This window comes from Allorhizobium pseudoryzae (genome assembly GCF_011046245.1).
Lineage (GTDB): Bacteria > Pseudomonadota > Alphaproteobacteria > Rhizobiales > Rhizobiaceae > Neorhizobium > Neorhizobium pseudoryzae.
This window is the reverse complement of the sequence record NZ_CP049244.1, coordinates 908,309-923,465: the sequence shown is the minus strand read 5'-3', so window position 1 is coordinate 923,465 and position 15,157 is coordinate 908,309. Positions and strand designations below refer to the sequence as shown.

The 15,157-nt window shown below is 61.8% G+C and carries 13 protein-coding genes; 6 read left to right on the top strand and 7 right to left on the bottom strand.

From position 1 onward, the window contains the following. Nucleotides 1–76: 76 nt before the first annotated feature. Entirely contained in the window at nt 77–787 is a 711-nt protein-coding gene (locus G6N78_RS23135; RefSeq protein ID WP_165224482.1) for an isochorismatase family protein, read from the bottom strand. Nucleotides 788–989: 202 nt separating this feature from the next. Here G6N78_RS23135 and G6N78_RS23130 point away from each other — a divergent pair, with 202 nt between their 5' ends. Continuing rightward, complete coding sequence (locus tag G6N78_RS23130; protein WP_165224480.1) at nt 990–1,874, top strand: LysR substrate-binding domain-containing protein; 885 nt, start codon at nt 990–992, stop codon at nt 1,872–1,874. Nucleotides 1,875–1,898: 24 nt separating this feature from the next. On the opposite strand, the gene G6N78_RS23125 is transcribed toward G6N78_RS23130, so the two are convergent. Continuing rightward, nucleotides 1,899–2,783 carry a ketopantoate reductase family protein gene (locus tag G6N78_RS23125; RefSeq protein WP_234906023.1) on the bottom strand — a complete coding sequence of 295 codons (885 nt, stop codon included), beginning with the start codon at nt 2,781–2,783 and terminating at the stop codon, nt 1,899–1,901. Nucleotides 2,784–3,243: 460 nt separating this feature from the next. On the opposite strand from G6N78_RS23125, the gene G6N78_RS23120 reads away from it, so the two are divergent. The 5 genes from G6N78_RS23120 to G6N78_RS23100 all read left to right on the top strand — a co-directional run bounded on the left by G6N78_RS23120 (nt 3,244) and on the right by G6N78_RS23100 (nt 8,619). Next, the gene (locus G6N78_RS23120; RefSeq protein WP_165224476.1) at nt 3,244–3,735 is read left to right on the top strand and encodes a MarR family winged helix-turn-helix transcriptional regulator; all 492 of its coding nucleotides are present in this window, start codon (nt 3,244–3,246) and stop codon (nt 3,733–3,735) included. Nucleotides 3,736–3,888: 153 nt separating this feature from the next. Then, nucleotides 3,889–4,935: a TRAP transporter substrate-binding protein gene (locus G6N78_RS23115; protein ID WP_370691537.1), complete on the top strand. Its 1,047-nt coding sequence runs from the start codon at nt 3,889–3,891 to the stop codon at nt 4,933–4,935. A 134-nt stretch (nt 4,936–5,069) separates the two neighbouring features. Next, a complete protein-coding gene (locus G6N78_RS23110) occupies nt 5,070–5,567 on the top strand; it encodes a TRAP transporter small permease (protein ID WP_165225429.1) in 498 nt (165 codons plus the stop codon). Between the two features lie 4 nt (nt 5,568–5,571). Next, complete coding sequence (locus tag G6N78_RS23105; protein WP_165224474.1) at nt 5,572–6,870, top strand: TRAP transporter large permease; 1,299 nt, start codon at nt 5,572–5,574, stop codon at nt 6,868–6,870. Between the two features lie 24 nt (nt 6,871–6,894). Beyond that, complete coding sequence (locus tag G6N78_RS23100) at nt 6,895–8,619, top strand: thiamine pyrophosphate-requiring protein (protein ID WP_165224472.1); 1,725 nt, start codon at nt 6,895–6,897, stop codon at nt 8,617–8,619. Nucleotides 8,620–8,862: 243 nt separating this feature from the next. Here the strand turns inward: G6N78_RS23100 and G6N78_RS23095 are convergent, their stop codons facing one another. The 5 genes from G6N78_RS23095 to G6N78_RS23075 all read right to left on the bottom strand — a co-directional run bounded on the left by G6N78_RS23095 (nt 8,863) and on the right by G6N78_RS23075 (nt 14,811). Beyond that, nucleotides 8,863–9,753 carry a dihydrodipicolinate synthase family protein gene (locus G6N78_RS23095; protein WP_165224469.1) on the bottom strand — a complete coding sequence of 297 codons (891 nt, stop codon included), beginning with the start codon at nt 9,751–9,753 and terminating at the stop codon, nt 8,863–8,865. 4 nt (nt 9,754–9,757) lie between these two features. Next, complete coding sequence (locus G6N78_RS23090) at nt 9,758–11,392, bottom strand: ABC transporter ATP-binding protein (RefSeq protein ID WP_165224466.1); 1,635 nt, start codon at nt 11,390–11,392, stop codon at nt 9,758–9,760. Further along, the gene (locus G6N78_RS23085; RefSeq protein ID WP_165225426.1) at nt 11,385–12,284 is read right to left on the bottom strand and encodes an ABC transporter permease; all 900 of its coding nucleotides are present in this window, start codon (nt 12,282–12,284) and stop codon (nt 11,385–11,387) included. Before G6N78_RS23085 ends, G6N78_RS23090 begins: the two co-directional genes overlap by 8 nt. A gap of 42 nt (nt 12,285–12,326) precedes the next feature. Further along, nucleotides 12,327–13,241: an ABC transporter permease gene (locus tag G6N78_RS23080; RefSeq protein WP_165224463.1), complete on the bottom strand. Its 915-nt coding sequence runs from the start codon at nt 13,239–13,241 to the stop codon at nt 12,327–12,329. 88 nt (nt 13,242–13,329) lie between these two features. Then, nucleotides 13,330–14,811, bottom strand: coding sequence for an ABC transporter substrate-binding protein (locus G6N78_RS23075; protein ID WP_370691550.1), 1,482 nt, complete (start codon nt 14,809–14,811; stop codon nt 13,330–13,332). Nucleotides 14,812–15,157 lie beyond the last annotated feature (346 nt).

Genomic DNA, 15,157 nt, shown 5'->3' with positions numbered 1-15,157 from the left:
GGTCGAGAAAAGGCCGCGACGAACGGTGAAGTGGGACGGCCTGCGCGCCACAACGCGCAGGCACGGGGCGCAAGTATCAGCTGGCCTTCAGCATCGGCGTCTTGTCGGCGAAGCCGGCGAGATACTGTTTCGCCATGTCGAGGTTGACCACATCGGCATACTTGTGATGCATGTCGTAGAGGTTGATGTAGTGGGAGGCTTCGGTGCGGTCGAAGACGCATTCCTTGACGACGCCCATGCGGAAGCGGGCGGTCGCGCCATCGACGACGGAGGCCCGGACGCAGCCCGACGTGGTTTCACCGCAGACGATCAGCGTATCGATGCCGAGGCTTTGCAGCTGAAACGCGAGCGGCGTGCCCTGGAAGGCCGAGGGTGCTGCCTTCTCGATTACCAGTTCTCCGGCAATCGGCTTCACTTCATCGACGATCTGCTGACCCTTCTCGATCATCTCCTGCGGCATGGTCGGCTTCGGGCGGTTGCGTCGGCCCCAGGAATTCACACCCGAATGCAGGCCCTTGACGTGAATGACGGGAATGCCGGATGCCCGTGCCACCGCCAGAAGCTCGGCGGTCTTGTCGACGGCTTCCCAGCCTTCGAGACCGGTCGATCCGCGCCAGGTCTTCATGGATTCGAAGATGTCCTCGCGCTTCAGGCCGAGGACAGAATAATAGATGTCAATCAGAAGCAGCGCCGGTTTCTCGCCGAAGCCGTTCAGTTCCTTCTTTCCCCAAAGCTCCGAATGCTTCTTGTCGCGCTCCGAAAGATAGGGCTCCCATCCGTATTCCATGATCCAACTCCTTTTTTGGTTGTCATCGAGGCACAGTCGTAATGCGTGGGTGAGAGCACTTTGCCGGGAAGGCTGCTCCAAAATGCTGCAACGCACAGCTTTTTGCCTAAATTTGCATCACTTAACTATTATGCTAATAATTTTAGCATCGGATGGTCAAACGACTATTCACAGTGGTTTGCATTAGGCTTACTAATGGATCATGCATCTGCCCCAGCTTCATCTTTTGCGCTCCTTCTCCGAGGCGGCCCGCCTGGGCAGCTTTTCGCAGGCGGCCGAGAATTTGAACGTGACGCAGTCGGCCGTCAGCCAGCAGATCCGCCAGTTGGAGCAGTTGGTGGGCACGCCGCTCTTCCAGCGGGTGGGCCGGCAGGTGACGCTAACGGATTTCGGCCGGGTCTATCTGGAACTGGTGCGCGGGCCGATTGCCGCGCTGGAGGAGGGCCATACGGCGCTGCGCGCCATGACCGGCCGCAATTCCGTGGTGCTTCGGCTGTCGCGGTCTTTCGCGCTCAACTGGCTGATGCCGCGCATGCCGGAACTGGCGCGCCGTCATCCCGATATTTCGGTGACATCGCTCTATCTCAATCCGGGCGACACTCTGGATGCCAATATCAGTGACGCCGTCGTCCTCTCCAGCACGCGGCAAAGCGAGCTCTCGGATTTCATCGTCGAGCCGCTGTTCGTCACCGCGCTCTGCCCCGTCGCCTCGCCCGATTTCGGGCCCGTCGATATCGAACGATTATCGAGCTATCCGATCATCCATACGCTGCGACGCTATAATGACTGGAAAGTCTGGTGCGATGCGGCGGGAATTCCTCCCGTTCCTCTCGATCACGGCTGGTCCTTCGAAAGTTCCAGCATGTCCTATGCGGCCGCCGAGCATGGCCTGGGCATCGTGATGGCGGAAATGGAATTCGTTGCCGAAGCGATCGCTCAAGGCAGGCTTCGCCCGGTGTCGCCAATCGTCGTCGGCTCCGAACATCACTTTCACATTGCCTATACGCGCAGCCGTTTTGCCCGTCCCGCCATCCAAAAATTCCGGGCCTGGCTATCTGAGCACATGCGTGATCTCGGTCATTCTTGAGGCACGCCAATCACCGGACATGTTTCACGGTCCCATGTCGATCAGGCGCAATAGTCTTGCCATGGTCGCGGTTACCGGCGCCGGCACGCCGTGACGCTCGGCTTCCGCCGCGACAGAGCCGGTAATGGTGTCGATTTCCATGGGGCGGCCCGAAAGTCTGTCCTGCAGCATCGACGGCTTGTGATGGCGATGGTTTGCCAGGGCGTATTCGACAGACGCTCGTGTCCGCTCGCCATCGACCGCGATGCCAAGGGCAGACGCCGTGGCAAGCGCTTCCCGCAGGATCGAGAAGACGACCTCGCGTGCCTCCACGCTGTCGCCCATCTCACCCACCGTCATGCCGGTCACCGCGGCAACGGAGTTCAGCGCGGCATTGAAGGACACCTTTTCCCAGATGGAGGTATCAACCGACCGATCCGCAGAGCAGTTGAGACCGGCCTTGTCGAGCGCGTGGCACACCGCCTCGAACTGAGGCGAGCTTCCCCCGGCGGCTGGCCAGAGATGAACCTCGCCCGAGCCGGGTATCGTCACATGACCCATACCAAGAACCGTGGCCGGCCAGTTGGTCATGCCCTTGATGATCCGTTCGCGGGGAACGACAGTTTCAATCATCTCGACATTGCCAAGTCCGTTCTGCACCGTCAGCGCCAGGGTATCCGGCCCGATCAGGTGCGACGCCGCCTTGACCGCCGCCTCGGTGTGCATGCCCTTGGTGAAGACGATCACCAGGTCGAAGAAACCGGAATAGATCTCCGCCGGGCCGATGGGCACCACGTGGCTCTCATCTTTCCCGTCGATCGTCAGCAGCAAGCCCCGTTCTCGCACCGCGTCAATCTGCGCGGAATTGACCTCGACCAGGGAAACATCCTCTCCGGCGGCCGCGAGGCGACCGGCAAACAAGCTTCCCATGGCACCTGCACCAATAATCCCGATCCTCATTTTTCCTCCCATCCGGTGTGATGGCAATCACGCCGTTCCGACCGCTCCTCCAGCAAGGCGCATCATGGCCGGATTTGCGCGTGGCGCAAGATAGTTTGGCGCCAAAATATTTGTTATCAAACTATCTTGCGGTTTGCCCCGTGATCGGTCTAAGTTCCGGTCAGCGGACAGCCGGGAGGGAGCTCGGTTGTCGAGGCGCTGGGTGGCCCACCGTCCGACCAATGTCGGTGGGAGGGACAGCGCGTCATGGGAGGAGGATCTGATGGATAACCGTGATGTTCTGATCAATCATGATGACCCTTGCGCCCCGGATGCCGCAGCCCGATCAATGAACGCCCGGCGGCAACCGGCTTGACCGAGCAGAAGCAGATCCCCATGAGGATCAACAGCAGCAGGCATCATCCGCTCCCAGGCGAAGCGCAGGATACAAATGGCAAAGACGTTGGCAAAACCGAAACTGGAACTGGTCAAAGGGGAAGACAGTGACGTCCTGATCCCCGAAGCCTTCCGCAACGTGCTCGGTTACCATCTCCGAGTGGCACAGGAAGCCTCCTTCCAGGCATTCAGCATGGCTGTCGACAAGGCGGATCTGAAGCCCGGCTGGTACTCCATCCTGACCATCCTGGCGGAATATGAGGAACTGACACCCTCGGACCTCAGCCGTGTCTGCGGTCGTGATCGCTCGACGCTGACGGCGACGCTGAAGGGGCTTTCCATCCGCGGCTTGATCGAACGGCATCAGAACCCGGACGACCAGCGCAGCTACAGTGTTCGGCTGACTGCGGAAGGGCTCAAGATGCAGCGCCGTCTGCACGCGATCGCACACCAGCATGACCAGCGGCTGGACGAGATCGTCGGCGAGGACAAGGACGTCGTGCTGGCCGTGCTAGCCCGCATCGTCAATGCGCTCGCCACCGGCTGAAGAGGGCCCGCCGCGCAAAGGCTAGTGTGCCGCGCGACAGCCATTCCAGAACATCACAGATCAGCGGGGTTCATCCCGCGGAGTTCGGTTTCCGAGGAGGGAAACCGAAAACGAAGGCGGCTTGTCTGCCGCAGCCCAAACGGAGGAGAAACCATGTCTAGCAGTCCTATGATGAAACGCCTGATGGCGACGACGGTCGGTGTCGCTGCCATGCTGGCATCGTGCGCCCTGCCGGCATCCGCGCAGGACAAGACCATCAACCTGAAGATCTCGCTGTGGGTGCCGCCGGTGCATCCCCTGGTGAAATCGACCCAGGAATGGGCGGACAGCATCGCCAAGGCGTCGGGCGGCACGATCACCGCCACCGTCTTCCCGGCCGAGCAACTCGGCAAGGCGTTCGACCACTACGACATGGTGCGCGACGGGATCGCCGATGTCGGTTACGTCAGCCCCGGCTACCAGCCGGGCCGCTTCCCGGTTATCAATGCCGCCCAGCTTCCCTTCACCGTCTCGAACGCCACGGGCGGTGCAGCCGCCGTCGACAGCTGGTACCGGAAATACGCTCCGAAGGAGATGGCAGACACGCATTTCTGCATGGCCTTCGTGCATGATCCGGGCGCACTGCATTCGACGCGGAAGAAGATCACTCTGCCTTCCGACGTCAAGGGACTGAAGGTCCGCCCCGCCCAGCAGACCATGGGTGAACTGGTGACGACACTGGGCGGCACCAATGTTCAGGCCTCGGCGCCCGAATCCCGCGATGCGCTGGAACGCGGCATTGCCGACGCCATCACCTTCCCCTGGAACTCGATCTTCCTCTTCGGCATCGACAAGGTAACGAAGTACACGCTCGACGTGCCGCTCTACACCACCGCCTATACCTGGACGATGAACAAGGACGTGTACGACGGGGCATCGTCCGCCCAGAAGAAGGTTCTGGACGACCATTGCACCTCCGAATGGGCAGTGAAGCTCTCGTCCGCCTGGACCGAGTTCGAACATGCCGGCCGCGAGAAGATGAAGAAGGCCCCCGGCCATGAGGTCGTCGAGCTGACGCCCGATCAGGTCGACGAATGGCGCAAGGCGGTCGCGCCGCTTCAGGCAAGCTGGGAAAAGCAGGTCGCCGCCAAGGGCTATGATCCGGCTGAGGTTCTGGGCGACCTGAAGAAGGCGCTTGCCGACAACAAGGCGGCGTTCTGACGAAAGCGGCGGCCGGCCGATGCGGGTTGGAGGCATCGGCCGGCTTCCTCACGGACAACAGGAGGGACCCCATGACACCCGAAACAGCAGAGGCGGCCGCACCCCCGCAGTCGCCGCAGCCGAAGAAAAACGGGATGGACCGCTTTATCGAGGGGATCGAATGGATCGCCGCCGGCTTCGTCGGACTGGTGGCCGCCGACATCTTCATCTCGGTCATGCTCCGCTATTTCTTTTCCTATGCCATTCCAGACGGCTACGACTTCGGTCGCCTGTTCCTTGGCATCCTTATCTTCTGGGGGATTGCAGCCACGAGCTACCGCGGCGCTCACATCACGGTGGATCTCGTCTGGGAAAGTGTCGGACCGAAATACAAGCGCTACATCGACGTCTTCGCCACGCTGGTCCTGCTGCTCGTCGTTACCGTCCAGACGATCATGCTGTTCGACAAGGTCGTGCAGACCAAGGTGCAGAATGTCCTGACCTATGACCTGCAACTGCCGACCTGGCCTTTTTTTCTCGTGGCATGGCTTGGCGATGTTGCCGCGGTGATCCTGATCGCGGTTCGCACCTTCCGCCTCGTCTTCAATCCCCAGCGTGTGAACGAAGAACACACCACAGATCCGGTGGAATGATCCCATGACACAGAATTTCGTTGCCGTTTCCGGGTTCGTCCTGCTGTTTGCCCTGATGCTGCTGCGCGTGCCGGTGGGCATGGCCATGGGTCTCGTCGGCGTGACCGGTTTCGGTCTGCTGGCCGGCTTCGGTCCGGCGCTGAAGCTGATCGGCCAGACCTCGATGCGCACGGTCACCGACTACACCTTCGGGGTCATCCCGATGTTCCTGCTGATGGGCGCCTTCGTCACCAATTCCGGCATGAGCCGCGAGCTTTTTCGCGCGGCCAATACATTCATCGGCCATCTGCGCGGCGGCCTCGGGCTTGCCACCATCGTGGCTTGCGCCGGCTTTGCCGCGATCTCCGGGTCGTCGGTTGCCACCGCCGCCACCTTTTCGACCGTCGCCTATCCGGAAATGCGCCGCTTCAACTACCCGCAGTCGTTCGCGGCAGGCACCATCGCAGCCGGCGGCACGCTGGGTGCGATGTTCCCGCCCTCCACCGTCCTTGTCGTCTATGGCATCCTGACCGAACAGGACATCAGCCGCCTGTTCATGGCCGGCATCGTGCCCGGCATTCTGGCGGTTTTGATGTACATGATGACGATCCTCATTATCGGGCGCCTGCGCCCCGACATGCTGAGCGCCGGCCCAAACAGCAGCTGGAACGAACGCCTGCATGCGCTGAAGGATGTCTGGGCACCGCTGCTCCTGTTCTTCTTCGTCATCGGTGGCCTCTACGGCGGCCTGTTCACGCCGACGGAGGCCGGCGGCGTCGGAGCGGGCGGGGCCTTCATCATTGGATTGTTGCGCGGCAAGCTGGACAGGCAGAAGATCCTCACCTCGCTTCTGCAGGCGACCCGGACAGCGGCGGCCGTCTTCACCATCCTCATCGGCGCGCTGCTGTTCGGTTACTTCCTGACGATCACCGGCACACCGCAAAAGGTGACGACTTTTCTCGGCGGGCTCGGCATCGGATCCTACGGCATCCTGCTGCTGATCATCCTGATGTATCTCGTGCTCGGCTGCATCATGGACGCCATGGCGATGATCATCCTCACTGTCCCGATCGTCTATCCGGTGATCCTGGCGCTTGGGTTCGACCCGATCTGGTTTGCCGTGATCGTCGTGATGACCGTGGAGCTCGGACTTATCTCTCCGCCCGTCGGGATGAATGTCTTCGTCATCAAGAGCGTCGTGCCGGAACTGAGTTTTGCCCGCATATTCCAGGGTGTCACTCCCTTTATCATCACCGATGTCCTGCGGCTTGCGCTGCTGATCGCCTTCCCGGTGATCGTGACCTGGTTGCCCAGCCACCTTTGACCCTATCTGCAAGAGAGACTACCCATGACCCATGCAAAGGCCACATCCGGGGCTGACACGATCACCGCAGGCGGCGCCATTCTGGCGCGCCTGAAGGCGGTCGGCGTCGATTACATCTTCGCCAATTCCGGCACCGACTTCCCGCCGATCATCGAGGGCCTGGCCGAGGCCGCTGCCAAGAAGATCCCGCTGCCGCAGGCCGTTGTCATTCCCCATGAAAACGCGGCCATGGGCATGGCCTACGGTTATTACCTCGCCACCGGCCGGCCGCAGGCCGTGATGGCACATACCAATGTTGGTCTGGCCAACTGCGCCATCGGGGCCATCAATGCCGCGACCGAACATGTGCCCATGCTGATCTTTTCCGGCCGAACACCGGTGGTGGAGCAGGGCCGGCTCGGCGCCCGGACCGTGCCCATCGGCTGGGGCCAGGAGATGCGCGACCAGGCGGCGATGATCCGGGAAGCGGTGAAGTGGGACTACGAGTTGAAATTCCCCGAACAGGCGGTCGATATCATCGATCGCGCCGCGGCCATCGCCAATTCAACGCCCCGCGGTCCGGTCTATCTCAGCCTGCCGCGCGAGGTTCTCTGCGAGCCCTGCCCATCGGGCGAGTTGGACCTGCCGCAACGGATCGCCCCGGCGACATCCGGTCCACGCGGCGATGATCTTCAGACTGCGGCAAAGATGCTGAGCGAAGCGAAGCGTCCGCTGATCATCTGCCAGCGGGGTGCCGGCAGCGAGGAGGGTTTTGCAGCACTCGGCAAACTCGCGCTCGATTGGGGCATTGCCGTCAACCAATACTGGGCGATCCAGTTGGGCGTCCCGACCGATCACCCGATGGCGGTCGGCATGGATCCGGCCAAATGGCTCGCCGACGCGGATCTCGTGCTGGTCATCGATTGCCTTGCACCCTGGTCGCCGGACGTCCATCGGCTCGCCGAGGGCTGCAAGGTCATCCATATCGGCCAGGATCCGCTCTATTCCCGCTTCCCGGTGCGCAATTTCCCCTGCGACCTGGCTCTGACCGGAGACACGGCGGACATCGTTGTGGCGCTTGCGGAGGCTGCTTCGGCCTATCTCGAAGCCACCCACTCAATCCGGGAGGCACGCCGCGCCGAAGTCGAAAAGGCTGCGACCGCACACCGTGCGACGGTGATCCGCCAGGCAGAAACCGGCAATGGCGAACTGATGACCAAGGCATTTGTCAGCCTGATGCTGTCGAAGGCGATTGCCGGCAGGAAGGCATCGGTCCTCTCCGAACTCGGCGCCCCCCTCGAGCCGATGACGCTTGGTGCACATGGATCCTGGTATCAGGAACCGCATTCGGGCGGGCTTGGCTGGTCATTCCCGGCAGGTCTCGGCATGAAGCTTGCCGATCCCGACCGGCTGGTGATCGCCACGATGGGCGACGGGTCCTACATGTTCGCCAATCCCGTTGCCTGCCACCAGATCGCCGAGGCGCTGGAAATCCCACTTCTGGTTCTGGTGCTGAACAACCTCGAATGGGGCGCGGTGCGCCAGTCTGTGCTCGGCGTTTATCCGGAGGGCTATGCAGCCAAGTCGAACGCCATGCCGCTCGTGTCGCTGACGCCCTCCCCCGACTTCACCAAGGTAGCGGCGGCGAGCCGGGCCTGGACGGCAAAGGTGGAACGGGCCGATGATCTCCTGGGCGTGCTGGAAGCCGCCATCGCGCATGTCACGACGGAGAAGACCCAGGCACTGGTCGAAATTAGGATCGCCCCCTGACGGCCCTGCGGAATATGGAGACCATCGGCGGCCGCGAGGCCATCGCAGGCCCGACGTGGTTTCGTTGACAGGCTTTGCCAGCTCATCAAGTCACAGGAGCGGCCCGGCACCTGCGCCGGGCTGAGCGATCGCCTTTCTGATGAAAGGATTGAGGACACATGTCCACCCGTGAGGGTGATCCTTCCGTCCTGAACGGCCGCGGCCTGGGGATAGCCCTGGCCGCGCGTTTCGGACCGCGGGTGCTTATGCCCGCTGCCCGATCCCATAGCGGTCGAGGATGTCGCGGATCTTCTCATCCTGTACCGGATCCGGCAGAAGTGCCGGCTGGCGGCTGGCACCGACCGAGGCGTCCTGCAGGTAAAGGGCGCGCTTGACCATGGCGGGCGCGAAACCCAGCGCATAAAGGTCCGTGCGGAAGGCGGTATAGATCGCCTGCTGCCGTTCGGCTTCGGCGATATCACCGCGGTTAAACCCGCCCAGAATGCCGGCGAGCACCTGCGGCAGCGCGTTGCCGAGGCCCGAAATGCAGCCAGCGGCGCCATTTTGCAGGGACCAGAGGACAAGATGGTCCGGACCGGAATAGACTTCGAAGCCCGGCACATCGCGCGCCACCTGCAGATAGGCCTCGAGCGTCTGCTGCGCACCACCGGAATCCTTGATGCCGGCGATATTCCCGTGGCCGGCCAGCTGGCGGGCCGTTTCCGGTTCGATATGGTTCTGCGTGCGCGCCGGGATGTCGTAGAGATAGACGGGCGTTTCGACGGCATCGGCAACGGTCGAGAAATGGCGGATCAGGCCATCCTGCGTGCAGGCGATGAAGAAGGGCGTGATTACTGCGATCCCATCGACACCGATCCGGTCGAATTCCCGGGCCAGCTTCAGCGTCTCGAAGGTGGCCGGCATGCCGGCGTTGACGATGACCTGCGCCTTGCCGTTGACCTCATCCACCACTTCTTCCGTCAGCCGGACCTTTTCCTCGAAGGTCAGTGCGGTGAAATCGCCGTTGGTTCCGGCGCACATGATGTTGTTGCCGGCGGCGACCTGGCGGCGCACCTGTGCCCGCGTCGCGTCGAAATTGATGGTCTCGTCTTCGTTGAAACACGTGACGAGCGCCACGAAGGCCTTTGCGGACATGAGTTTACTCCATGGACAGGTGAGATGGCGATCCGTCGCGGCGAGCACGATGCGACGCCTGGACATCCGGATCGGGATCGAGGCTGGCGGCGAGCAGGGCTTGCGTATAGGCCTCGCACGGGGCTTCGAAGATCTGGCGGACACCGCCCAGTTCGACGATGCGGCCCTTCTGCATCACCATCACCTGGTCGGCGAAATCGCGCACCACCGGCAGATCATGGGCAATGAAGATGAAGGAGATGCCGGTTTCCTGGCGAAGCCTGTCGAGAAGGTCGATCACCTGCGCCTGGACGGAAACGTCCAGTGCGGAAACCGCTTCGTCACAGATGATCAGACGCGGCTCGAGCGCGAGCGCGCGGGCAATGGCAATGCGCTGACGCTGGCCGCCGGAAAACTGATGCGGATAACGCCGCATATGGTCCGGCGAAAGCCCCACCTGCTGCAGGAGTTGGGCAACGCGCTCCCGCCATCTGGCCCGCGGCAGGATATCCGGATGGATCACCCAGGCTTCGGAAATCAGTTGGAAGACCGTCATGCGTGGGTTGAGCGATTGGGTGGGGTCCTGAAAGACCATCTGCAGGTCGCGCCGAAGACGGTAGAGTTCCTTGGGCGACAGGCGGAATAGATCCCTGCCCTGCCAAAGCGCGGAGCCGGCGTCCGGCTCATCGAGGCGCAGCAGCACGCGGGCGAGCGTGGATTTGCCGGAGCCGCTTTCGCCGACGATCGCCAGCGTCTGGCCGGCCATGAGGTCGAAGGAAACACCCTTCAGCGCCTCGAATGCGCCATAGCTTTTGCGAACGTCGCGCACCTGGAGCAGAACCTCGCCCTTCTGCTCGTCCTCGTGCATCGCGCCCCGGCCGGGAGCCGCGCCAATCAGCTTTTGCGTATAGGGGTGCGTTGGGTTCTTGTAGACATCGCGCACCGTGCCGCTTTCAACAAGCGCGCCCTTTTCCATGACCACCACCCTGTCCGCGATCTCGGCAACGACGCCGAGATCGTGCGTGATGATCAGCACGCCCATGCCGATCTCCCGCTGCAACTCCTTCAGGAGCGACAGCACCTCCGCCTGCACGGTCACGTCGAGCGCAGTCGTCGGTTCGTCGGCAATGAGGAGATCCGGGCGGAGGGCAAGCGCCATGGCGATCATCACGCGCTGGCGCTGACCACCGGAGAACTGGTGCGGATATTTTTTGAGCGCCGCCTGCGGATCGGGAATGCCGACGCGGGTCAGCAATCGCAGCGCCTCGGCTTCGGCCGCCTCCGTGTCGAGACCATGGGTGGTCATCGCCTCGCGGATCTGCCAGCCGACAGTATAGACCGGATTGAGATGGCTGAGCGGATCCTGGAAGATCATGGCAATGCGCTTGCCATTCACCTCCCGGCGCGCGTCCGGCTTCATGGTGAGGAGATCCACACCATCGAGAAAGATCTCGCCCGAGGTGATCCGGCCGGGTGGCGTATCAATGAGGTTCATGATCGCCGCGGACGACACCGACTTCCCCGAGCCGCTTTCGCCGAGGATGGCAAGCGTTTCGCCGCGATCCAGATGGTAGGAGATCTGGCGGACGGCCTTCACCACGCCGGCAACGGTGTGAAATTCGACCGACAGGTTGCGGACCTCAAGCAGGTGCTCAGCCACGGGTTCCCCCCTTCATTTCGAGCCGCCAGCGCTGCGTCGGGTCGAGCGCAATGCGCAGCCAGTTCGACAGGAGATTGAGCGACAGCGTGGTGAGAATGATGGCGAGGCCCGGCCAGAAGGACAGCCACCAGGCATTGGTGAGATACTGGCGCCCCTGCGAGATCATCAAGCCCCAGGTGATATCCGGCGGCTGGATGCCGATGCCCAGGAAGGAGAGCGCGCTTTCCGCCAGCATGACATAGGCGAAGTCGAGCGTTGCAAGCGTCGTCAGCGTCGGGAAGACGATCGGCAGGATGTGCCGAAACAGAATGCGCCGGCTGGAGGCGCCCATCACGCGGGCCGCCTGGACGAACATGCGCTCGCGGACTTCCAGAACCTCCGCGCGCGTCGTGCGCAGATAAACCGGAATGCGGGTGATCGACAGGACCAGCATCAGGTTGAGGATCGACGATCCCAGCAGATAAAGGACGATCACGGCGATCAGCAGCGAAGGGAAGGACATGATCACGTCTGCCAGACGCATGATTGCCTGGCTGACGCGGGGAGAGGAAAATCCGGCCAGCAAGCCCAGAAACGTGCCGACCACCGCCGAAATGAGGACCGCACCGGCGGCCACCATCAGCGTGTTCTGCGCTGCGACGATGATGCGGGCAAGCAGGGGACGGCCGAGCGCATCGGCACCCAGCCACCACAGCCAGTCGCGCGACCAGTCGAAGGGCGCGAGATTGCGCCCGCGCAGGTTCTGCTTGATGGCCTCGTCATTCAGCCAGGCCGGTCCGACCAGCGCGAGCACCAGCATCAGCACCAGAAAGAGCGCGGCCACCAGGGCGAACCTGTCGGCAAGGAGCATACGGCCGAGGCGACGGATGAACGCGGGTTCCTCGCCAGCCATGGCATCGGGTGCGGTGGAAGAAACAGTCACTGTCTTCCCTCCTCAGTGGCGGATGCGTGGATCGAGCAGAGCATAGGCAAGGTCGATCAGCACATTCATGAAAAAGATGGCAAGCGCCGTGACCAGGATGGCGGCGAGAACCACGTTGAAGTCCCTCTGCAGAATGGAATCGATCATCAATTTTCCCACACCTGGAAAACCGAAGATGGTCTCCACCACCACGGCACCGTTCAGCAGGCTGGCCGCCTGGTCGCCGATGACGGTAATGACGGGCAGCATGGCATTGCGCAGCGCGTGAATGAAGATGATCGGCCCGGAGCGCACGCCTTTCGCGCGCGCGGTCTTTACATAGGCCGACGACAGCGCATTGATCATCGATCCGCGCACGACCTGGACGATGATGCCGAAGGGGCGCACGAACAGAACCGCGATCGGCAGGATCCAATGGGCAAACGAGCCGGTCCCGGAGGTGGGCAGCAGGGTGAGATTGACCGAGAAGATGACGATCGCCACGATGGCCAGCCAGAAATCCGGAACGGAGGCGCCGATCAGCGACAGCATGGAGGCCGTGCGGTCGAAAAATCCGCCCGCACGGAACGCCGCCAGCGAACCGACGACAATGGCAGCACAGGTGACGAGGCTCATTGTGATGACGGCGAGCCACAGGGTCCAGACGAAGGCCTCCAGAACCACATCCAGGGCGGGACGCGCCTTGCGATAGGACTCGCCCAGATCCCCCGTCAGGACATCGCCGACGTATCGGCCGAACTGAACCAGCATGGGGTCATTGAGGCCATGCAGTTCACGGAACTGCTGCTTCATTTCGGCCGATGCCTCAACCGGCAGGAAGAGCGAGGCAGGGTCGCCGGTCATGCGCGAGAGAAAGAACACCATCACGATCAGCCCGACCAGCGAGAAGAGGCTGGCGACGGATCGCTTGCGGATAAAACTGAGCATGATCGACCTCCCATGAATACCGGCGGCGGGTTGACCCCGCCGCCGCTCGGCACCAGACCCCCGTTTGGGCGTCCAGCGGTCCGCCGCCTTACTTGATACCGATCTCGGAGAGTTGCAGCATGGAGTTTGTGGCAATCGTTGGCTTGAAATCCAGCCGCTCGGAGACGCGTGCATAGCCCACCATGTGGAAGAGCAGGACGTCTGCCACCACATCATCATGCAGATAGGCGATCAACTGCGACCAGAGCTTGGCTCGCTCGTCACCCACGGCTGCGGAGGCCCGCTGGATGAGATCGTCCACCTTCGGATCGGAAAACCCGGACTGGGTTCCCTTCGACGCATATTTGAAGAACATCGAGAAGGACGGATCACCCTTGGAGTTATCGTGCATCGCGGCAACCAGTTGCGGTCCGCGACCTTCCTTGAAGGGCTTCGAGTAATAGGTCTCGTGCTCGGCCACCTCGACGAACTTCAGATCGACGTTGAAACCGACATCCTGCAACTGAGCCTGGATGGCTTCCATGATTTCCGTGACGTTCGGGAAGTTGGCGCTCCGCGCAATGACGGTGATCGGCTTGTCAACCGGCACACCTGCCGCCTTCGCCTCCGCCAGCAGCTTCTTGGCCGCCTCGGGATCAAAGGGGAACTGCTTCACGTCCGGGTTCCAGCCGAGCGTCGTCGGCGGCACGATCGCCGTCGCGAGAACGGCACCTTCCGGCACCAGCGTTCCCAGGAAGGCCTTGCGATCGATGGCCAGATTTAGCGCCTTGCGAACCCGCACGTCATTCAGCGGCGCGATATTGTGGTCAATGCGAAGATAGACCGTTTCGCTGTCGAGATAGGAGAAGTCCGTCTTCGGGTTTGTCGCGTCCAACTGCGAGATGGAGGGAGACAGATCTGCCTCGCCCGTCTGCACCATCGCCGCGCGCACAGAAGGATCGGCGCGGAACAGATAGGTGGCTTTCGTGACGCTCGGCTGCTTGCCCCAATAATCGGCGCGGTTTTCCAGGACGATCTGCTGTCCCGGCGTCCAGTTCGTCAGCTTGTACGGACCCGTGCCGATCGGTTCGCGCACGAACTGCATGGGCGTGTTTTCCGGCACGATCGTGACCAGCGACATGAGAAGCGGCATGATCGGCTGAACCGGGCTCACCTTGATGTCGATGGTGGCGTCATCGACGACTGCGGCATCGATTGTCATGCCGCCGAAATAGCGCTTTGCCTCGCAGGTCATCTTGTCGCTCATCACGCGGTCGATGCTGTGCTTGACATCCTTCGCATCAAACGCACTGCCGTCGGAGAACTTGACGCCCTTGCGCAGATGAAAGCGCCAGCTGCCATCCGCATTTTGTTCCCACTTTTCCGCAAGGCGCGGCATGACACCCTGCTTGCCCCGGACATCCAGCTCCGTCAGCGTCTCGCTGACATTCTCCATGATGATACGCCCGATATTGGACCGGGTCGCCATGCACGGCTCCAGCAGATCCGCCTCTTCGGGAAGCACGATTTTGATCGGACCGGAGCCCGCAAGCGCGGGCGACAGGCTCGTCAACAATGCGGCACCCACCATCAGGGCGCCGGAAATCAAGGATTTTGTCACGTCATACTCCTCCCAGGTTGAGACGTATCGCCATCTTCTGCCGGCGAACCACCTTCTGTTGAGGGGCTACGCCGCACGGACCGCTTGAGACAATGCCCCGGCCGTGACTCCATAATGGCCGGCGCTGCGGTTCATGTCGCAACCATCATCGGTCTCACCAAGTTTGTCAATTTATTTCCGCAAGCAATCTGATAGGAAATTTTTCAATCATAATAAAACTTTTTAGTTTCAATATTTTAGATTGTGAATCAATGAGATATTTCGCCGATGAAGCGACCATAAAAACTTGACAACTTTGCAAATATGGCAATTCTGG